The sequence below is a fragment of the Polaribacter sp. HA6-7 genome (genome assembly GCF_055693625.1).
This window is the reverse complement of the sequence record NZ_CM146338.1, coordinates 677,161-696,658: the sequence shown is the minus strand read 5'-3', so window position 1 is coordinate 696,658 and position 19,498 is coordinate 677,161. Positions and strand designations below refer to the sequence as shown.

Below are 19,498 nucleotides of genomic sequence, written 5' to 3'. Positions count from 1 at the left end.
TTTTAATCAAATATATAATAACTTCAATCAATTGGCAATAGCTATTAAAACTTCAATCGTTTTCGTTTCAAAGAAATTATAAATTAGTATTTTTGCACAAAATAAAACCTTTATGTTTTTCTTTAAAAAGAAAGAAATTCCTTTAACAGATTTCTTTACAAATAATTTTGTTGATATCCATTCTCATTTACTTCCGGGTATAGATGATGGTGCTAAAAATATTGATAACTCTGTAGAATTAATTTTGAAAATGTATTCTTATGGAATAAAAAACTTTATAACAACACCTCATGTTTTAGGAGACGTATATCCCAATTCATCTGAAACTATAAAAAGCAAATTAGAAGAAGTAAGAATAGCTTTAAACAATAAAGGCTATAGTGACATTAAAATTAATGCTGCTGCAGAGTATATGATGGATGAGCAATTTATTGATCGGCTTAAAGCAAATGATATTTTGACTTTGAAAGGAAATTATATTCTTGTAGAGATGTCTTATTTTAATGCTCCGATGAATTTATATGATGTACTTTTCGACATTCAGTTAAAAGGATACAAACCAGTTTTGGCACATCCAGAAAGATATAATTTTTTTCATAATGATTTACAAAACTACCATAAGCTGAAAAAAGCGGGTTGTTTATTTCAGTTAAATCTATTATCACTAACTGAGCAATATGGTAAAAATGTTCAAAAGATAAGTAACGAATTATTAAAGCAAAACCTTTATGACTTTGTTGGTTCTGACACACATCATAAAAATCATTTGCAGTTGCTAAAAAAGATTGGAACTCAAAAAAATCTAAAAAAATAAAACATTTACTAGATAACAATAGTAAAGTATTTAACTAAAAAAAGGAGCTATTAAAATTGCTCCTTTTTTTGTATTTTTATTAATAATTTTAACTTCTGTTAAAAATTTTTCCGAACCAAGATTTACCTTGTTCTTCCTCTGCTAAATAACCATAACCATACCCACCATATCCGTAACCATAACCATAACTTCTCTTAGGGTCTGTGTCATTTAAAACTATAGACATATTAGGTAAACGCTTATTTTTATAAAGTTCTTGAGGTACCGCTAATAAACGTTTATCTAAATAATTTGCTCTAACAATATATAAAAACATATCTGCATACTTAGAGATTAGCAAAGTATCTGTTACTAAATTAACAGGTGCAGTATCTACTACAACATAATCATAATCTTGTTCTGTATCAATTTCTTCAAATAAATTCTTCACATTATCACCACTTAATAATTCAGCAGGGTTTGGAGGTATTGCTCCGGAGGAAATAATATCTAATGTTGGCGCCTGCGGAATTTGAAACTTTAATTCGTCTAGCGTCAAATCGCTGCTTGTAATATAATTTGTTACACCTTTCTTACTCTCTAAACCTAAATATTCGGTAACCTTTGGCGCTCTTAAATCCATACCAATTAATAGAACTTTTTTACCAGACAATGCAAGTGTAGCAGAAAGGTTTATCGAAATAAATGACTTCCCTTCTCCACTTGTTGTAGAAGTAATAAATATAAATTTCTTAGAACCTTTTTTACTCGCTAACATAAAATCTAAATTGGTTCTAACCAAACGGAAAGCTTCGGAACCACTAGAACGAGCATCGCTACCAACGATAACTTTTTCTTTAGATTCTGATCTAGGTATGTCTCCTAAAAAAGGAACTGTTAATGCACTTTCGATATCTTTTTTACTATGTACCTTTGTATCTAAAAGATTTCTTAAATAAATTATGATAAAAGGAATAATTAAACCTAATAATATTGCCCCTAAATAAATTATTTTTCTTTTAGGAGATACAGGAACTCCTGAACTATATGCAACATCAATAATTTTAGCGTTTGGGACAGTTACTGCAAGAGAAATGGCAGTTTCTTCCTTCTTCTTTAATAAATAAGAATATAAGCCAGATATAATCTCTTGTTCTCTTTCAATATCGATATAACCTCTTTCTAACAAAGGTATTGTCGAAACTTTATAATTTACTTTATTGGCTTCTTTATTGATCTGATTGTATTGTGTTTCTAAAGATGTTATTAAATTTGAAATACTTTGTTTTAAATTAATTTTAAGGATTTCAATTTCTTTATTATACTGTATAATTTGCGGATTTTTACTTCCTGCATTTACACTTAATCTATTTTTTAGTAAAACTAAATCATTAAATTGCTTAATTGACTCAGCTATCGAAGCATCCGAAAACCCTAAATTTTGTGGTAAGGTTTCATTATTACTAGAATTTTTTCTAATGTTTTGGTAAACTCCTTTTGCTATTTCAAGTTCTGTTTTTATTGCAATTAATTTCTCATTATTTGCATTAGCTGTGGCTAAAGCCAATTCTCCTTCACCGTAAAGACCTGTAATATTATTATCAGTTTTAAAATCTTTAACTTTGTCTTGTATCGCGCTTAAATCTCTTCCGATAGCCTCCAATCGATCATCGATAAAATCTTTGGTTTTCTGTGACACTTCACTTTTATCAGAAATAGCATCTAAATTATACTGCTTTACCAATTCATCTAAAAAATCTTCAGCTTTTTCCTGAATTGGATACGTAATAGATAAATCTAATACACTCGCATTTTTATTAACAGGAGAAATATTTACAGCATTTTTAAATTTATCAATTATCTTATCCCTTCTTATAATTGTTATAAGGATTTCGATTAGTTCATCATTAGATGTTTTTTGTCTCTCAATAATAAATTCACCTAAATCTGAAAAAACTTTTTCATTAAATTGATGTTTAGATATAATTCCTCCTTGAAGGTTTTTTAATTCATAGTCATCATTGGAAGTAAAACCTATCATAAAAGAAGTATCTTTTCTACGTTTTAAAAAATCTTCATTATAACTTTTCAATATAAGATTTACAGGATTACTAGCTCCATATATCTCAGACCTTTTCACTCTTCCTTCCCTAGAATAGATTGTTGTAAGATTTAAAGAATCAACAACAGTTCCTATAATTTTTCTTGATTTTAAAATTTCAATTTCATTATCTGTATTATTGGCAGAACTTCCACCAACAATTCCCATATCTTTAAAAGCTTCCAACTCTTTAGATATACCTGATTTTTGATTGTCTTTTATTAAGATTGATGCAGAAGCACTATATTCTGCGTACTATATCTTAAATATAAAAATGCCAAAATGAATGAAACAAAAACACCTAGCACAAACCATTTCCAATGATAGATATATTTTTCAATCTCTTCTCTAATATTAATTGTTTCAGTCGATTCATCAAAGTTTAATGAATTACTATCTTTGTGTACTTGCATTTTTTACCTTGTTAAAATAGATACAATTGTTATTATTAAACCTGTAACTGATATAAATAAACTCGTATTTGTATTAGAAGAAGCGGATTGAATTCTCGCATAATTATGCTCCACATAAACTGCATCGTTTTGCTGAAGATAATAAACTGGCGAAGTCAAAGTTTTATTGGAAGTAAGGTCTACAAAATACTTGTTTTTTTGATTATTTTCTTCTCTAATCACCATCACATTTTTTCTATTACCGTAAATATTTAAATCACCTGCTAAACCTATAGCGTCTAAGATGCTTACACGTTCATTTGGGATTGTATATGTACCTGGTTTTTTTACATCTCCATATACAGAAATTTTAAAATTTGAAATACGTATATTGATAGTTGGATTTTTGATATAATCTGGATCTAATTTATTTTTAAATAACTCAAGGGCTTCTTCTCTTGTAAGTCCACCTAATTTCAACTTACCCAAGACAGGGAAATCAATTTCTCCTTTACTATCAATCAAATAAGCTTGTTGTCTTGCTTGTCCAATGGCAGAATTTGAGGTGCCAAAAGATGCTACTGGCAAATTGAAAGGCTTAGTTGCTTCCAAATCATCAGAAGAAATTGTAATTTGTAACAAGTCATCTCGTTTAAAAATTGTTTGAAACTTATTACTCACCTTACTTTGGTCAATTTCATCAAATTGAAAATAGGCAATATCTTTATTGGAAACACATGCTGATGCAGTAATTATTAAATAAAGTATAAAAATAAATTTAATCTTATTCATGTATAATTTTTTTCAAAAATAATATAAAAATCAAATACTAACTAACATTATCTAATTTTTCAAATTCAGAATTATTAGAAACATATTCTCGTACTAAATCTTTCATGACAGCTACTAAATCGCTATTATTTAAATCACTAAAAGTAGTTGTTAATTCTTCAATTTTTGGTTTGATCTCTTTTGTATCTATTTTTTGAGTCTTCGCAATCATAATTTTTTCATGGTAGGTCTTAATCGTATTTTCTCCATTTGCCAATAACTCTTCATATAATTTTTCACCTGGTCTTAAACCAGTAATTTTTATATCAATATCTTCTGGATATTTTAATCCGGATAAATAAATCATTCTTTTTGCTATTTCAAAAATCTTTACAGATTTCCCCATATCAAAGATATAAATCTCTCCTCCTTTCCCCATGGTACCAGCTTCTAAAACCAAACTACACGCTTCAGGAATCGTCATAAAATACCTTGTAATTTCTTTGTGAGTAACCGTTAAAGGACCTCCTGCTTCAATTTGCCTTTTAAATAGAGGAATTACAGAACCGTTAGAACCTAATACATTACCGAATCTAGTAATTGTAAATTTGGTTTTTTTAGACTTTTTACTAACACAACTTACATATAATTCGGCTATTCTTTTAGATGCGCCCATTACGTTTGTCGGGTTTACAGCTTTATCAGTAGAAACCATAACAAATCGCTCTATTTTATTTTCAATAGCTAAATCTGCTAAATTTTTTGTTCCTAAAACATTCACCTTTATTGCTTCATAAGGAGATTTTTCCATTAAAGGTACATGTTTATATGCAGCTGCATGAAAAATTCTTTGAGGTTTGTATTTTTTAAAAATTCTTGAAATTTTAAATTTATCTCTTACATCAGAAACAATAGCAACAAAGTTTGTAACACCTTTCTGAATCAATTCTTGTTGTAAATCATACAAAGGTGATTCAGCTTGATCAATTAAAACAATCAATTTACAATTATAAAGGCTTAATTGTCTAGAAATTTCACTTCCTATAGAACCTGCAGCGCCTGAAACTAAAATTACCTTTCCTTCAACTTCTCTCCGACGATAGGATTGTCAATTAAAATTTGTTCTCTATCTAATAAATCTTCAATATTTACTTGCTTAATTTGATTTGCTTGTAAATCTCCACCAATCCATTTAGTTAAAGGCGGTACAATTTTAACTTCTACATTTAACTTTATTAAACTGTCCGTTATCTCCAGCAACCTACTAGGTTTAATTTTCTGTATCGAAATAATAACTTCCGTTATATCATGTTTATCGATAAATTTTTGATCAATCATTGATATATCATAAACACGAATCCTATCAATTTTTTTATTTACTTTATTTTTATCATCATCAATAAAACCTAAAATTTGATAACTTCCTTTTCTTTCTCTGTTTAGAGCACCGTAAGTTATAATTCCGGAATCACCGGCACCATAAATTAAAGCGTTTGTAATGGTATCTAGTTCTGTAGATATAATTTCGTAAAATGCTTTAAACACATATCTACTAATAATAAGTACAAAAACAGAAACTAAATAATGTATTAAAATAATAGAATTCGGAATTGTAAAAGATGGATAAATCTTAAACAGTTGATTAAATACAACAATAAAACTTAAACTTAGACTTAAAATGGTAACACCTATAAAAACGTTAAAAACATCCTTTGTACCTGTATGTCTAATAACCCCTTTATAAGAGCCTATAATTAAAAAGCTTAATGCTGAAATTATAACGACAATTGTTAGTTGTGGAATAACTTTATTTATATCAAAATCAAAACTTATGTCAAGCCTTATAGAATAAGCCAAAATAAAGGATAAACAAATAAGAAGAATATCTATCGCAAAAACAACCCATTTCGAGGCATATTTATTTAACGCTTTTAAAAAAATTTCTTATCATTATTTTTTGGGATATAAAAAACGAATTTACAAAAATTTCTGAATTGAATTTGATATTCGGTTAAAATCGTTTTTTGTTAAATGGGCACTAGAAGGCAAACATAAGCCTTTTTGAAATAAGTTATTTGCAACATTACCACCGTAAAAAGTATCATTTTTAAAAATTGGTTGTAAATGTAAAGGTTTCCATAGCGGTCTTGATTCGATATTGTCTTTTTCGAACTGATTTCGTAAACTCTTATTAGTAAATTCCGAGCCTTAGAATCAATCAAAATACAACTCAACCAATGATTTGACTTCATAAAATCATCATTTTCTTTAAATAATGAAACACCTTTAACACCGTCTAAAAGACTTTCATAATTTTGATGATTAGCAATTCTTGCACTTACATAATCATTTAAATAACTTAATTCTTCAACACCAATAAGGGCGGAAACAATACTCATTCTATAGTTAAAACCTAACCTCGAGTGTGAATAGTATTCTGATTTATCTTTAGCTTGAGTTGCCAAAAAAATAGCTTCTTCTTTTTCTTCTATCGAATTACATACTAGTGCGCCTCCTCCAAATGATGATACTATTTTATTGTTATTAAAAGAAAAGATACTAAAATCCCCAAAAGTCCCACACTTTTGTTCTTTATAAGTTGAACCTAACGCTTCCGCAGCATCTTCAATTAAAATTATTTGATACTTTTTTGCAATAGCCACAATTTCTTCAATCTTACATGGCATACCATACAGATGAACGATAATAATTGCTTTAGGCTTTTTCCCCTTGGCTATTCTATCTAGAATGGCTTGCTCTAAGTACATCGGGCAAATGTTCCAAGTATCTAACTCACTATCAATAAAAATTGGCTTTGCTTTTTGATACAAAATAGGATTGGCCGTAGCAACATAGGTAAAAGACTGACATAAAACCTCATCTCCTTCTGTTACTCCGCTTAATATTAAGGCCAAATGAATAGCAGAAGTCCCGTAATTTAGAGCTACAACATGTTTTTTTCTCCAAGATATTTTTCAAGTTTACCTTCGAAATTAGTAATAACATCATAATTGGTTGTATTTATTTCTGTTGGTAAATTCACAGAAATATTACTATCCGAAAGCGCTATTCTTTTACTCATTTTTAAAAACTAAGTCTCTTTTTATTTTTCTAAATAACAATATATAACTTAATGTAAAAATAAATATCAATGTAAAAAAACAATAAACTGAGAAGACAATTCTAACCTGTATGTTTTAAAAATTATAAAATTTACAACCAATTGCAATATAGCATAAATACTAGCTACTTTTAAGTGAGAAATTTTATATACATCAACTAACTTCTGATAAACATGATGTCTGTGCGGATCAAAAACACTTTCTTTTGTAAAAATTTTACGGTAGAGTAAAGTATTTCCTGCATCGGCTCCGTACACTATAATAAGTAATAAGATTAACGGTGATGATAATTTTATTGCCAGTAAAAAACCCACAAAATACATAAATAAACCTATTGCAATACTGCCTATATCCCCTGCAAAAAAAGTGCTTTTCTTCTAAAATTATAAAAGCCAAAAATTATCAATGATATTGCTGGGAATATTAATAGGTCATTATCCACAATATTTTCAGTATTATTAATCATAAATAAACCAGATAATACTGCTAGTGAATATAAACCCGTTATACCATTAATACCATCCATAAAATTAAACATATTTACAGCTCCTATTCCTAAAATTAAGAATACAGCATACAAATAAAATGGAGAGAAAGGATAATCAACTTGATATAAAATTAAAAAAACACCTAAAAACTGAAAAGGAAATCTGATTTTAGAACTTAATGTATAAATATCATCCAAAAAACTAATGACAGAAATCAAAAAAACACCTAAAACAAAATAAGGATATTGATAATCATTTAAAATAAAAAACAATAAAATGGCTATAGGAAAGATGATTCCGCCTCCTCTAACTGTTATTTTTGTATGTGAACTTCTTTGATTTGGTTTATCAATTATCTTAAATTTAATTGCTAATTTTAAGTATACATAAGATAATACTGCTAAAAGTAAAGTAACAAGTACGTAGATTTTCATAAATTTTAGAATGATGCTATCGTTTTTTCTATTATTTAATGTAAAAAAATTAATTACCTATAATATTTGGTATAAAATACAGTTCTTTATTTTGCGAATATTAAATTTATTCAAAGAACTTAAATTAACTTCTTTATTTTTTATATTGAAGTAATTTAGGAATAAGTCTTTTTATTGGATAAAGAATCATATTTACCCTTATACTATTTAGTCTAAAAGCTTTTATACATTCTACATTTTGAACAAATAAACCTTTAAAACTATTATTTGACGCACCACCTAAACGCATTCTTACTAACGGTTCTTGTAAATAAAAAGTAGAAATTTTATAACGCTCTAAAAAACGAAGCATTATTTCAAAATCGGCTGCTAATTTTAATTCAATATTGTACAAACCATAATTATCGTATACTTCTTTTTTGACATAAAAAGTTGGGTGTGCAGGGTGCCAACCACTTTTAAATGATTTTATATCACCTGTAACCCACTTCCTAATAATTTTTTTAGTATCTGTTTGAGAGACATAATATAAGTCAGCATACAACGATTCTAAGTTCTTATTTGAGTTAAAAATATTCATTATTTTTTCAAGTGCCATTTCACTATTAAATAAGTCATCCGAATTTATCAACCCTACAACATCACCTGTTGCCATTTGAACACCTTTATTCATTGCATCAAAGATACCTTTATCCGGTTCTGATATGAATTTATCTATATAATTTTTATGTTTATTTATTAAATCTAAAGTACCGTCATTAGATCCACCATCAACAATTATATATTCAATATTGTCATAAGTTTGGCCAATAACTGATTTTATAGTCGTCTCTATAGTATTAACACTATTATAACAAACTGTGATTATTGAAATTTTCATTTTTTATATATTTTTTATTATCTCGACAACTTTAGTATTAAATGATTCTGGGCTATATTTCAACACAGACTCTTTATTATTAAACTCTTGAATATTTTTTAATTTATCTTCATTTTTAAATAAATAAGTCACCTTTTCAACAACTTCTTTTGACGATTTTTTTCTATTAAAAAACCGTTATTTGGCTTAACAACATCTGACAAATAATTGTGATCAGTGGTAATAATAGCGTTTCCAAAATACATTGCTTCTATTATTGTTAAAGGAAAGGCCTCTGTTTTATAAAAAGTTGGTAATATGAAGATTGAACTTTCTTTAAACAACTTTTCCTTCTTTTGTCCTTTTACTATGCCTAAATAAAAAAATCTCTCAGGATATAAATTTTTTATTTTTTTGACATTCTATTAAACTCTTTTTCCACTTTTTTAGAATTCATAAACTCATCACCCATTGGTATTCCTGCAATTTTCACAATCAAGTCCTTATCTTTTTTTAATAAGACTTCAACTGATTCTAAAAAACAAAAATACCTTTAGAATAAATAAGATTAGACAAGTAAACAATTTGTTTTTTTTTCAAAGAAAAATCTACAATGTAGTTATTAAAATTAGAAGAATAAGAATTCGATACCACCTCAATTTTTGAAATTTTAAGCTCACTAAATTGATCTTTCATTGATTGTAATAAAACTATATTTGTATCAATGTAACCATAACTCCAATTAATTATGTTTTTTAAAAAACCGTAATTTTGATAAAATTTTTTAAAATCTGCACCATGCAAATGATTAACTACTCTAATATTATATAGTCTAGCTAAAATTAATAACTCAAAATCTTTAATAAAACCAAGTTTACTTCTAGTACAGGTAAAATAAATTCGATCAAACTTATAAAAAAGAAACACTATAGGCAAGTATGCCAAACAGTATAAAGAATTTAAAATTTTGTTGTGTTTATATTTTGTTGTGTTAAATAAAATTTTTTTGAATCAAATGCTTTAAAAACTTGTTTAAATGAAATTGATTGACCTGTGTGAGGTTCAGGGTAAGGACCAAAAAACAAAACTTTACTCTTTTTATTCATTATTTACTTTTAAAGCTTAATATTTACTTTTTTACCATTTAACATTTTTATAAAGGCAGGATTACCAACAACTGTTGAATTACTTGGAATATCTTTATAGACAACAGTTCCAGCTCCTATCAAAACATTATCTCCAATAGTAATATCTCCAAAAATAATTGAACCTGTATGTATTGTTACATTATTCCCTATAACTGGTTTATCTGTAATATTACCTTCAATTGAATTAGGCTTATTAGAATTACCCACTGTACAAGCATGAGTTATTCTAAAATTACTTCCTATAGATTTTGCGTTTATAATTGTTGAAAATGAATGTACAAATAGTGCGCCTTTACCAATTGGCATATAAGAATTAACCATAAGTGAATTAAAAGTTGGAGCTAAAAAACTTATTAGATACCTAATTTTGCCTATCCTGTGATAGTATAAAGCCCTAAATGACTTATCATGCGTCAATAAAAACAATAACCCTTTAACACCTGAGATCTCAAAACCATAATTTTCACTAGACTTTATAATATCTAAATTAATTATTTCTCTCTTATAAAAATAAATAATTAAATGAGGGAATAAGTATATTAAACTAATATATGATATAATTTTTTTCATTTTTTTTATTTAAAACAAAGGATAACTTAAAGTTATTTAATTAATTTTTAAAACCCACTCTTTGGCTCTTGACATTTTACTTTGGTAAATACTACACCACCCATATTGAGTTTTAATTTTATTGTTACAAACAACCATAGTTGGTTCTCCATCTGCAAGCAAACAAATTTCTGGACTATCAGTAACAGAATCTAATATGGGGAAGTTAAACACCACTTTCTCTCTTCTATAATTATCAAATTTAATTATAATTACGTTTTCTTCTTCTTCGATGTTAAAACTTGATACAATTGGAGTTTTTTTGATATAATTGATAGATTTAATGTTAGGCATTAACTTATTAATAATCCTATTTTTAGTCCAATTTTTATTATGTTCAATTTTAAGCAAACCAATATAATTTCTTAAAACAACATCTCCATAAGTATTTTTGTTTCCAAACGTTCCTAACCAAGGGCCAAATGTTCCTTTATTTATCATTCCGTATTTCTTCATCCAAAATGCAGAAATAATTGGGCCAGTTTCAGCTATATATTTTTTTCGCCCATTAAAAGTTGAAATAAAATAATCGGGCGTTTTATAAATAATAATTCCGAATCCTTTGATTCACTGTTTTTCGTTTTAATCGCTTTCTTCTGAAAATCTACTAAAGATAAAACCATCCAAAATAAAAAGTGAGCAGTATATACGGAGCTGTAATGATAATCCCACCATAAGTGTTTTTCTTCACCTTTGCTATTATTAAGCATTAAGTTATTATTTTCTAACATAATAGTAACTTTATTACTTAGAAAAGAAATAGCTTTATTAGTCTCTACCTCATCTTGCGAAGAAGATAACAAATATAGCCACATACCCCAAGCAAAAATCTGATTAGTTCCTCTACCTTGATAATTAATATCACCATCAGGAGCAACAGAATTTAATAGAAAACCCATTTCTTTAGAAAGATCTATTTCTAGCCCTCTACAATTCATATATTGTAATACAGCAACTGTAGCTAAATCGTATTGCAAATTAAAACTTTTTCCTTTAGGCAATATATCTTCAATACCACCATCTTTATTTGTTGCTTGTTTTATTTTAATTCTACACGCTTCACTTATATTTTTATACTTCTCTTCTTTAGTCCATTCATATCTTTTTATATTTACATACCAGCGCATTGGCAACCAATTAACTGTATCATGTTTACTATCAGAAGTTGAACTTACTTTCTTTTTAATTTGATTGCATAATTCAGAATCAATATCTTTTAATGTATCAAAAGCGACACATAGCGCAAAATTATTAAAATCAGCATGAAAACTAGGAAGTAGTTTACTAGTATCCCATCTTTTAATAACACTTATTAACAAAGATTTTCCTTTTTCTAATAAAATTAAATCACCTCTTAAATTACCTAAAACAATAAAAGCAGCAGCTGTATGTGTAGCACCATAATGTGCAGAAATTTCTTCTTTATCTATTGGATCTATAAAACGTAGTAAACCATTTTGATCAACCTTAATCCAGTTTTCACAAGTTTTAAGTGTTAAATTTACCAATTCCTCAATTTTTTCATCATCTATAAGTTCTTATTTTGATGGTCAATTTTTAATTGATCGATTACTAGAATCGTATCTAATGAATCTTTTAAAGGTACAAGTAGACTCTGCTTATTCTTATTCTTTAAACAACGTGTAACCTCTTCTATCTCATATTCAAAACCCTGATATTTATACTTATAAACACACTCTTCAATTTTATTACCTTTAGAATTAAATAAAGTAATTTTATTAGTTCTATTAAATTGAGAACTCCATTCTATAGATCCTTTTTCACCAATAATGGCAGCTTTACTTTCAGAAGAAAAATTAGAAGAAATATTAATAAAAGCCTTCTTTTTTTCTTTTTGAGCTGATATTTGCCAGTCAGAATCTATTCCAAAAGACGAAATTCGATTAGAAAACTGCATAGATGCTGGAATACCTTTAAGAAAAGTGGTCATAAATGATACGGCATAAACTCCATAATCTGTTAAAACCCCACCACCTTCATTCACATTAAAAATACTTAATTCGGTCTTATAAGTTCTTTTTTATAAAAATCTGCTTTAACCAACTCAATTTCACCAATTTTATCTTCTTTTATCCATTTATGTGCTTTTTTAAATGTAGGTAAGCATTTCATCCACATACCTTCCATCAAAAAACAATTATTTTCTTTGGCAATTTCTACTAGTTCTTTAAACTCTAGTGAATTGTAAGTTATAGGTTTTTCGCATAAAACATTTTTACCCGCTTGCAAGCATTGTTTAACAATCTTATAATGGTGCATAACAGGTGTAGCTACGTATACAATATCCAAATTATTATCAGGATCTTTTAACATTTCATTATAACTACCATATGCTTTGCACTTTCCGTGCCTAGCAGCAAAAGATTTTGCTTTTTCTAAAGATCTAGATGCCACACTATATACTATGGCATCGTTATTACCATCAATAGTACTTGAAATTACTTCTGCCATATTACCCAAACCAATTATACCCCATTTTATAGCACCAGGGTTTTTCTTAATAACAAGAAAACCATTAGCTATTAACTTTTTTAATATAAAATGTAATTCTTTTTAACATCACTTTAAGTTTGATTCTGTATTTTTTTATAGAAACTTCACAAATATCTGTAAGGCCATTTACGGTATTTAAATATGCTGTAACCATGTATTTTACCATTCTATCATTTTCACCGAGACAAACTTCCTGCAATATGCGGTGTAATAAATACATTTTTCAATCTCAAAAGTTTAGACCAAGGTCTAATAGGTTCTTTATTTGTAACATCTAAAAGAGCACACGCATTTGGTTTTTTACGCAAAGCTCTTGCAAGATCCTTTTCAATTATTTGTGCACCCCTACCTGTATTAATTAGTGTTGCATTTTTATTCAAATGATAAAGTAACTCCCAATTAATAATACCTTTAGTTTCTACAATATCTGGCAAATGATTAGTGATAACATCACAATTCTTAAAAACATCTATTAATTCTGTACGATTTACTCCTAATTCGGATATTCTTTTATCAGAAATAAAAGGATCATATACATAAATTTTAAGATTATATGGTTTCAAAAATTCTACAACCTTTGCACCAATTGCACCACAACCAATAATACCTACCTTAGCATTATAGTTACCTTTCTTATTAAGCGAAAAATTACGCGCTTTACTAAAGCTAAACCTCCAAAACGGTTTTTTATATTCTTTTTGTGCTTGAAAATAACCTTTATTTGCCAATAGAATTTGAGCTGTCACAAATTCTGCAACAGGTATGGCATTGGCTATTGCTGATGAAAAAACTCTAACACCACTATTAATAAAAGGTTCTGCAAAATATTTAACGGTACCTGCGGCATAAAAAACAGCTTTTAAATTTGGAAGAAACTCTTTCAATTCTTTTTGCGAAAAAACTGGCATAAACCACGTTGAAAAAATATAAGATGTATCTTTAAATTTACTAGGATTAGATAAAATATCTTTTTTTGTATAATTTTTTACAGATGAAAAATCATTATTCAATAACTTTAAAGCATCTTTTAATTTTTTACCGTCATCTATTGAAACTGTTATTATAATTATTTTCATCTTATAGCTTTTAGCATATCATAAACTTCAATTGCATAAGCAGAGCTATAAACAAAAGCTGTTTTAGTGTAAAAATTATGTACTACTGCCCCTTCCATACAAAAAGAGAAAATACCACCTTTACATTCTCCTTTATTCGCTGTACGTTTACCACACCATTCTAATGCTTTTTTAGCACTTATAACAACCTCGTTATTCTGTTCAATTAAGTTCCATTCCATTAAACTTTTAGCAATTACAGCGACCCCCTTACAATCTTCACCTAAAAATGGTTTAGAAAAATTATATGCCCATCCACCGTTTTGTAATTGTTTTTGTAGAAGATTGCTAATTGTTAGGTCTATAACTTGTTTAATTTGATCTTTTCTTAGCACTTTATACGCAGGTATTAAGCCCTCTAATGCCCATGCTTGCCCCCTTGCAAACACACCCCCAATTTGCTTATTCTGTTTATTTAAACTTGTTGCAAAACCTTTATTAGAAAGACTAAAAAACAAATTAACAAATTGGCTTACAAATTTTTCTAAAAATGTCTTATATTTTATATCTTGAGTAATATCAAACAAATTAGCAAACAACCCTGCAGTAAATCCGGTGTCAACTATAATATAATCCTTAGACCATTCTTTACTTTTCATATCAAACCTGAACCAAACCAAACCATCTGGTCTTGCTGTTTCAATAATCCAATCTGCACATTTTTTTGCTGCATCTATATAAATCTCACTTCTCGTTACTTTATACAATTCAATGAATGCGTTATTTGCAATATAAGCAGAATCATTTGGTGCTAATGTTGGTACTGCACCTTCTGATTTATAATCATTACGAACAATCCAACCACCACATTCTAACTGCTGTTTTAAAAGTAAATCTCCAATGTGTGTAGCCTTTTTAATTTCACCTATATTACAATACATTCTTACAAGGGCTGCGTTAGTCCAGATCCAACTAGGCAAACACCATTCGTTAATATCATCAGCAATATAACCCGTATAATGAAGACCTTCAAATTTATATCCCATTGGAATAATCGATGAATTTAAAAAAGATTCCCAAGTAATTTTAGCTTCTGTGATATTGACACCAAGAGATAAACTAACTTTATTATTTTTTACGTAGGTATCTTTTAAATGAAGATTGCTACCAATAGCAACTATATTCTCTAACGGAAAAAGATTTTTTACTAATATTAGAAGGTGTATCAATTTCTATATCATTTATATATGAACCATTAATTTCAATTTCTTCTTGATTAATGTATATATCATTTTTAATATTAATCATACGGAATTGAACTTTACTCTTTCCTTGTAATATTTGTTTTGTTATTTTATGAACTTTACAATAAAATTTATAGAAGCTATCTCTCATCATCTTTTAATGAAATTTAATGTTTTAAATACTATCCTCTTAAATTTACTCCGCATAGACAAAGAACCAAACTGTTTAGCTTTTGAATAATAATTATTAGATATCCTTGTTTGTTTTGTTTTAAGTGCATTTTCTGCTATAAAAACATAATGACTATGATAAATATAATTTTGATCTTCATATTTAAGACTTTTAATAATAGATCCATATTTGAGCAAATAAAGTTCTTTTATATCTATAATTTTATAAACATCTGGTAAATTAGAGTTTTCATTTTTCTTGATAACTAAAACCTCTGGAATTGCTTTTAATGAATATTTTTGAAAAAGTCTAACCAAAAACTCATAATCTTGATGCCTTAAAAACTGTACATCAAAGCCATTGAGTTCATTGACTACAGACTTACGTACAAAAATATTTGAACCAGTAGAAAACTTAAACGTGCATGCTAATGTTTCCTTCAAAAAATTACCTTCTAAAACATTTTTAAGGATATGATATGTTTTTTCATTTCTCTTGAACTCACACCCGGTATAAACACCCGCTACAGTTTCATCACTCATTTCCATAACTTCATAACATTTATACAATCTATCGACGTGATATTCATCATCACTGTCTAAAAATGAAATATACTTTCCTGATGCTACTGCAATACCTGTATTTCTTGCTGCAGCACCATTTTTATTAAACTTATGCTTTAAATAAGAAATATTTCTTTTAGATTTTATAAAATTATCAACAATTTTTTCTGTTAAAAATCTAGCCTCCGTATCGGAATCATTGTCATCTACAATAATTAGTTCTATGTCTTTTAATGATTGATTAAAAACACTTTCTATACATTTCTCTAAAAAAACAGGGTTGCCATATGTGGTTATAATAACTGATACTTTTATCATAGAAGTCTAACTTTTTAATTTATCTCTAAAATTTTATTGATTTACAACTTTAATATTTAACTTAAATTCTAAATCTAAACAAAAAACCAATAATACCATACAATATATAAACAATAAAAGGATATCCTACACTAGTAAAATGATTACTAAAAAAAGCATCAAAGTTGGTATTGCCAAGATAATAAATTGCCCATCTTTTATTGGATTGACTGACATTACAGATTTCTTATAAGAATAAAAAACGATATAACCAACTAAGAACGGTATTGTAATCATACCTACAATACCAAAATCCATATAATAATCAGTTAGAAAAGCAAATGTATTAAACGGGTACTCATAAATCACTTTTTTAGATGTATAATTAATAAAATTATCTAATTGTAAGGCAGATATGAATGGATGAAATGTATAAGCCCCATAATTAAAATCTGTTACAGTTAAAATTGTTTGAGTTAAATTAGACCATGCTGTGGTTAGGTATAGATAAGGTAAGGATATCGCATTCGAAAGAGAGTCTGAAATTGATGCATTAGATAACAAAAAAGAGTTATTTCCTGTATCCGTTTGATTTCTTAAATTATAAAACCAATCAAAAATAAAAGGAACTACAAAAATAAGGGCAGTAAAAAATAAAATTTTTTTTAGTGAAGTAGATTTTTTTCTCCATATTTTAAATATGAGAATAATAAAAAAATAGAAAATACAAGTATATCAAATTTTGAAACTCTTACAATACTAATAAAACCATTAAGAAATATTGACAGAAGAATTAACTTTTTATTTTTATTTGCAAAGGCAATGGTAATGGTTATTGGTAAGAAAAAAATAAAGTAACTTAAGCCAGCGGGTAAATAGTTATCTCGCAATTCACTTACGTTGTTTTGATTCAATATAGGGATACCCACCTTTAAAAATCCAATAATATGAGGAATTAATCCTAAAATTAAAAACACCCAAAATAGGTTTTTATTTACTCTTTTGTTATTTGTTTTTTGCTGTACTCTTTTAATCATGGGCTTTTTGTCAACTACTATCATACCCAACAAAAAAGAACAAGTTCCTAATAATATTAATATATATATATCTAATGGAATATTAATTAAGAAATCACTAATTTGAGGATCATAAACTATTAAGGAAATTAGAGAAACAGCAAATATATAATAAGGATTTAAAAGTGATTTTTCTTTTATCCCCATATTTATACAATATACAAAAAGTAAATAAAATACATAATTCATTACTGGTGGCGATATAATTATCATGGCTAACAGTAATAAAATTGAAATAAAATTGATTCTTGCGGATAAAAACATCTATTTATTGTAAAAATTTTCTCTTAATAGTTGAGATAAGAAACTTTAGGTTAAAAAGTTTATTTATGTATGTAGAACCAAATAATTTGATTTTTGTTATATATTGAATACTCCTTTGTAATGTTCGGCTATTAGACTTTAAATAAATTTTATATAGTTTATTTGATGGCTTTTGTTTGTTTATAGTACCAAATTTATCTAGATATTCTTTTAAAACACTTTTATTATCTAAAAGAATAGTAAAATCAAACAAGATATTAAAGTCTCTAACAAGTGCTTTTTTGAATTTGTTTTCTTCTAATTGGTATTTTTCAAAAAAATACAACCTAATATCAACATATGTTTTTCTTATATTAAGTTTCTTATTAAAATCATTACCTACATTACTTAATGACCCTTGAGGAACCGTTCTATATACAGATGTTGATTCATTAAAATATCCAACTTTTGATTTTAAAGACATAAAAAAATACATTGGAAAATCTCCTACTAACCATTTATTCTCCGGAGTAACTGTTTGCCATTCTTTTATTAAATCGTACCTAAAACAAGCTGTAAGAGTTTTAATTGTAGCCATTGCTTCACCAAACAAGTTCCAATAGTTAAGAGTACAATTATCTTTAATTTCTATATTGTAAACTGTATGAGTGTTTTTAAGAAGATAATTTGAATCCTGATAATAAGTATCAAAATTAGTATGCACTAAACCATAATCTTCATTCTTTTCTAAAAAATCTACCTGTTTTTGAAGTTTAAGAGAATCTGTCCAATAATCATCCCCCTCGCACATAGCAATGTACTTACCTTTTGCGCGAGACCAATTGTACTTCGAAGACACCTTTACCCCTTTAGAATATTGGTTTTGAGACTGATAAATAGGTTTAATTATTTCTGGATATTTAACCTCATACTCTTTAATAATTTCAGCTGTTTTATCTGTAGATGCATCATCATGAATTAGTACTTCAAATGCAAAGTTGGTTTTCTGATTTATAAACCCCTCTAAGCATTGGCGTATATATAATTCATGATTAAATGAAAGACAAGAAATAGAGACTAAAACCTCCTTTTCATTAAGTTTTTCTTTTTTAGAATATGCTATCATCTTATATTTGGTTAAAAACCAGGGTGTTTTATTTTAAATTATTCAACGACAACGTTAATATAATTTGAATAGTTATTAATTACATCTTCTAACTTTTCTTTCTCTGAAAATTCTAAAACAATTGTACCTATTGAATCACTTGCTGAAGAAAAAGAGTTAATCTTATCATTAGCCTTAATCCATAAATCAATTTCTAAAATGTTTTTTTGAATACTTGGATCAATAAGTACTTCTTTAAAAACCCCTCCTTTATTACTGTGCAAAATTAATTGACCTAAATTAGTTTTATATTGAGGTTCTTTTAAGCTTTCTACTTTTTCTCCCATAGCCGATTTTATGTTATGAGTGATCAAATCAACACCTGTAGCTAACTCAATCATTTCAGAGAGTCTATTACCTCCTCCTCTAGGTGAAACCTCCATAATATATGGTTTATCATTTGTTGCTAATCTTACTTCTATATTATAAATAGAAGATTCCATTTCTAAGAG

The 19,498-nt window shown here is 27.5% G+C and carries 24 protein-coding genes and 1 pseudogene; 1 reads left to right on the top strand and 24 read right to left on the bottom strand.

All coding sequences use genetic code 11. The features are described from left to right. Positions 1 to 112: 112 nt before the first annotated feature. Positions 113 to 814, top strand: coding sequence for a tyrosine-protein phosphatase (locus tag ACZ1HD_RS03910; RefSeq protein WP_472688691.1), 702 nt, complete (start codon positions 113 to 115; stop codon positions 812 to 814). An 88-nt stretch (positions 815 to 902) separates the two neighbouring features. Here the strand turns inward: ACZ1HD_RS03910 and ACZ1HD_RS03905 are convergent, their stop codons facing one another. The 24 genes and pseudogenes from ACZ1HD_RS03905 to ACZ1HD_RS03790 all read right to left on the bottom strand — a co-directional run bounded on the left by ACZ1HD_RS03905 (position 903) and on the right by ACZ1HD_RS03790 (position 19,489). Next, on the bottom strand, positions 903 to 3,080 hold the full coding sequence (locus ACZ1HD_RS03905; RefSeq protein WP_472688690.1) for a GumC family protein: 2,178 nt from the start codon (positions 3,078 to 3,080) through the stop codon (positions 903 to 905). A 230-nt stretch (positions 3,081 to 3,310) separates the two neighbouring features. Then, positions 3,311 to 4,078: a polysaccharide biosynthesis/export family protein gene (locus ACZ1HD_RS03900; RefSeq protein WP_472688689.1), complete on the bottom strand. Its 768-nt coding sequence runs from the start codon at positions 4,076 to 4,078 to the stop codon at positions 3,311 to 3,313. 37 nt (positions 4,079 to 4,115) lie between these two features. Then, positions 4,116 to 5,090 (bottom strand): UDP-N-acetylglucosamine 4,6-dehydratase family protein, encoded by a 975-nt coding sequence (locus ACZ1HD_RS03895; protein ID WP_472689275.1) that lies wholly within the window; start codon positions 5,088 to 5,090, stop codon positions 4,116 to 4,118. Between the two features lie 38 nt (positions 5,091 to 5,128). Beyond that, on the bottom strand, positions 5,129 to 5,914 hold the full coding sequence (locus ACZ1HD_RS03890) for a nucleoside-diphosphate sugar epimerase/dehydratase (RefSeq protein ID WP_472688688.1): 786 nt from the start codon (positions 5,912 to 5,914) through the stop codon (positions 5,129 to 5,131). Positions 5,915 to 6,034: 120 nt separating this feature from the next. Continuing rightward, on the bottom strand, positions 6,035 to 6,214 hold the full coding sequence (locus tag ACZ1HD_RS03885) for a DegT/DnrJ/EryC1/StrS family aminotransferase (protein ID WP_472689274.1): 180 nt from the start codon (positions 6,212 to 6,214) through the stop codon (positions 6,035 to 6,037). Positions 6,215 to 6,315: 101 nt separating this feature from the next. Beyond that, a pseudogene (locus tag ACZ1HD_RS03880) lies at positions 6,316 to 6,972 on the bottom strand (DegT/DnrJ/EryC1/StrS family aminotransferase); the annotation flags it as partial. A gap of 29 nt (positions 6,973 to 7,001) precedes the next feature. Next, positions 7,002 to 7,139 (bottom strand): hypothetical protein, encoded by a 138-nt coding sequence (locus ACZ1HD_RS03875; RefSeq protein ID WP_472688687.1) that lies wholly within the window; start codon positions 7,137 to 7,139, stop codon positions 7,002 to 7,004. A 66-nt stretch (positions 7,140 to 7,205) separates the two neighbouring features. Continuing rightward, positions 7,206 to 7,502: a hypothetical protein gene (locus tag ACZ1HD_RS03870; protein ID WP_472688686.1), complete on the bottom strand. Its 297-nt coding sequence runs from the start codon at positions 7,500 to 7,502 to the stop codon at positions 7,206 to 7,208. Between the two features lie 23 nt (positions 7,503 to 7,525). Next, positions 7,526 to 8,101 (bottom strand): MraY family glycosyltransferase, encoded by a 576-nt coding sequence (locus tag ACZ1HD_RS03865; RefSeq protein WP_472688685.1) that lies wholly within the window; start codon positions 8,099 to 8,101, stop codon positions 7,526 to 7,528. Positions 8,102 to 8,234: 133 nt separating this feature from the next. Further along, a complete protein-coding gene (locus tag ACZ1HD_RS03860; RefSeq protein WP_472688684.1) occupies positions 8,235 to 8,981 on the bottom strand; it encodes a glycosyltransferase family 2 protein in 747 nt (248 codons plus the stop codon). A gap of 128 nt (positions 8,982 to 9,109) precedes the next feature. Then, complete coding sequence (locus ACZ1HD_RS03855) at positions 9,110 to 9,370, bottom strand: glycosyltransferase (protein WP_472689273.1); 261 nt, start codon at positions 9,368 to 9,370, stop codon at positions 9,110 to 9,112. A 705-nt stretch (positions 9,371 to 10,075) separates the two neighbouring features. Further along, entirely contained in the window at positions 10,076 to 10,429 is a 354-nt protein-coding gene (locus tag ACZ1HD_RS03850) for a serine O-acetyltransferase (RefSeq protein WP_472688683.1), read from the bottom strand. A gap of 285 nt (positions 10,430 to 10,714) precedes the next feature. After that, positions 10,715 to 11,173, bottom strand: a complete 459-nt coding sequence (locus tag ACZ1HD_RS03845; protein ID WP_472688682.1) for a hypothetical protein — start codon at positions 11,171 to 11,173, stop codon at positions 10,715 to 10,717. Positions 11,174 to 11,205: 32 nt separating this feature from the next. Next, on the bottom strand, positions 11,206 to 12,225 hold the full coding sequence (locus tag ACZ1HD_RS03840) for a hypothetical protein (RefSeq protein WP_472688681.1): 1,020 nt from the start codon (positions 12,223 to 12,225) through the stop codon (positions 11,206 to 11,208). 20 nt (positions 12,226 to 12,245) lie between these two features. After that, a complete protein-coding gene (locus tag ACZ1HD_RS03835; RefSeq protein WP_472688680.1) occupies positions 12,246 to 12,722 on the bottom strand; it encodes a hypothetical protein in 477 nt (158 codons plus the stop codon). 11 nt (positions 12,723 to 12,733) lie between these two features. Further along, complete coding sequence (locus ACZ1HD_RS03830; protein WP_472689272.1) at positions 12,734 to 13,207, bottom strand: Gfo/Idh/MocA family protein; 474 nt, start codon at positions 13,205 to 13,207, stop codon at positions 12,734 to 12,736. Between the two features lie 46 nt (positions 13,208 to 13,253). Beyond that, complete coding sequence (locus tag ACZ1HD_RS03825) at positions 13,254 to 13,397, bottom strand: hypothetical protein (RefSeq protein WP_472688679.1); 144 nt, start codon at positions 13,395 to 13,397, stop codon at positions 13,254 to 13,256. Between the two features lie 10 nt (positions 13,398 to 13,407). Further along, complete coding sequence (locus ACZ1HD_RS03820) at positions 13,408 to 14,307, bottom strand: NAD(P)-dependent oxidoreductase (RefSeq protein ID WP_472688678.1); 900 nt, start codon at positions 14,305 to 14,307, stop codon at positions 13,408 to 13,410. Next, the gene (locus tag ACZ1HD_RS03815) at positions 14,304 to 15,515 is read right to left on the bottom strand and encodes a glycoside hydrolase family 88 protein (protein ID WP_472688677.1); all 1,212 of its coding nucleotides are present in this window, start codon (positions 15,513 to 15,515) and stop codon (positions 14,304 to 14,306) included. Before ACZ1HD_RS03815 ends, ACZ1HD_RS03820 begins: the two co-directional genes overlap by 4 nt. A gap of 165 nt (positions 15,516 to 15,680) precedes the next feature. Continuing rightward, complete coding sequence (locus tag ACZ1HD_RS03810) at positions 15,681 to 16,583, bottom strand: glycosyltransferase family 2 protein (RefSeq protein WP_472688676.1); 903 nt, start codon at positions 16,581 to 16,583, stop codon at positions 15,681 to 15,683. Between the two features lie 126 nt (positions 16,584 to 16,709). Next, entirely contained in the window at positions 16,710 to 17,255 is a 546-nt protein-coding gene (locus ACZ1HD_RS03805; RefSeq protein WP_472689271.1) for an oligosaccharide repeat unit polymerase, read from the bottom strand. Next, a complete protein-coding gene (locus tag ACZ1HD_RS03800; RefSeq protein ID WP_472688675.1) occupies positions 17,228 to 17,785 on the bottom strand; it encodes a hypothetical protein in 558 nt (185 codons plus the stop codon). The genes ACZ1HD_RS03805 and ACZ1HD_RS03800 overlap by 28 nt, the downstream gene beginning before the upstream one ends. A gap of 121 nt (positions 17,786 to 17,906) precedes the next feature. Next, positions 17,907 to 19,007, bottom strand: coding sequence for a glycosyltransferase (locus ACZ1HD_RS03795; RefSeq protein WP_472688674.1), 1,101 nt, complete (start codon positions 19,005 to 19,007; stop codon positions 17,907 to 17,909). Between the two features lie 38 nt (positions 19,008 to 19,045). Next, positions 19,046 to 19,489, bottom strand: coding sequence for a hypothetical protein (locus tag ACZ1HD_RS03790; protein ID WP_472688673.1), 444 nt, complete (start codon positions 19,487 to 19,489; stop codon positions 19,046 to 19,048). Positions 19,490 to 19,498: the final 9 nt, after the last annotated feature.

Excerpts from the sequence above, each read along its gene's own strand:
- ACZ1HD_RS03910 (WP_472688691.1), top strand. The coding sequence starts at position 113 with ATGTTTTTCTTTAAAAAGAAAGAAATTCCTTTAACAGATTTCTTTACA.
- ACZ1HD_RS03900 (WP_472688689.1), bottom strand. The coding sequence starts at position 4,078 with ATGAATAAGATTAAATTTATTTTTATACTTTATTTAATAATTACTGCA.
- ACZ1HD_RS03875 (WP_472688687.1), bottom strand. The coding sequence starts at position 7,139 with ATGAGTAAAAGAATAGCGCTTTCGGATAGTAATATTTCTGTGAATTTA.
- ACZ1HD_RS03870 (WP_472688686.1), bottom strand. The coding sequence starts at position 7,502 with ATGTATTTTGTGGGTTTTTTACTGGCAATAAAATTATCATCACCGTTA.
- ACZ1HD_RS03865 (WP_472688685.1), bottom strand. The coding sequence starts at position 8,101 with ATGAAAATCTACGTACTTGTTACTTTACTTTTAGCAGTATTATCTTAT.
- ACZ1HD_RS03860 (WP_472688684.1), bottom strand. The coding sequence starts at position 8,981 with ATGAAAATTTCAATAATCACAGTTTGTTATAATAGTGTTAATACTATA.
- ACZ1HD_RS03850 (WP_472688683.1), bottom strand. The coding sequence starts at position 10,429 with ATGGTTAATTCTTATATGCCAATTGGTAAAGGCGCACTATTTGTACAT.
- ACZ1HD_RS03845 (WP_472688682.1), bottom strand. The coding sequence starts at position 11,173 with ATGAAGAAATACGGAATGATAAATAAAGGAACATTTGGCCCTTGGTTA.
- ACZ1HD_RS03825 (WP_472688679.1), bottom strand. The coding sequence starts at position 13,397 with ATGGTAAAATACATGGTTACAGCATATTTAAATACCGTAAATGGCCTT.
- ACZ1HD_RS03820 (WP_472688678.1), bottom strand. The coding sequence starts at position 14,307 with ATGAAAATAATTATAATAACAGTTTCAATAGATGACGGTAAAAAATTA.
- ACZ1HD_RS03810 (WP_472688676.1), bottom strand. The coding sequence starts at position 16,583 with ATGATAAAAGTATCAGTTATTATAACCACATATGGCAACCCTGTTTTT.
- ACZ1HD_RS03800 (WP_472688675.1), bottom strand. The coding sequence starts at position 17,785 with ATGGGGATAAAAGAAAAATCACTTTTAAATCCTTATTATATATTTGCT.
- ACZ1HD_RS03795 (WP_472688674.1), bottom strand. The coding sequence starts at position 19,007 with ATGATAGCATATTCTAAAAAAGAAAAACTTAATGAAAAGGAGGTTTTA.
- ACZ1HD_RS03790 (WP_472688673.1), bottom strand. The coding sequence starts at position 19,489 with ATGGAATCTTCTATTTATAATATAGAAGTAAGATTAGCAACAAATGAT.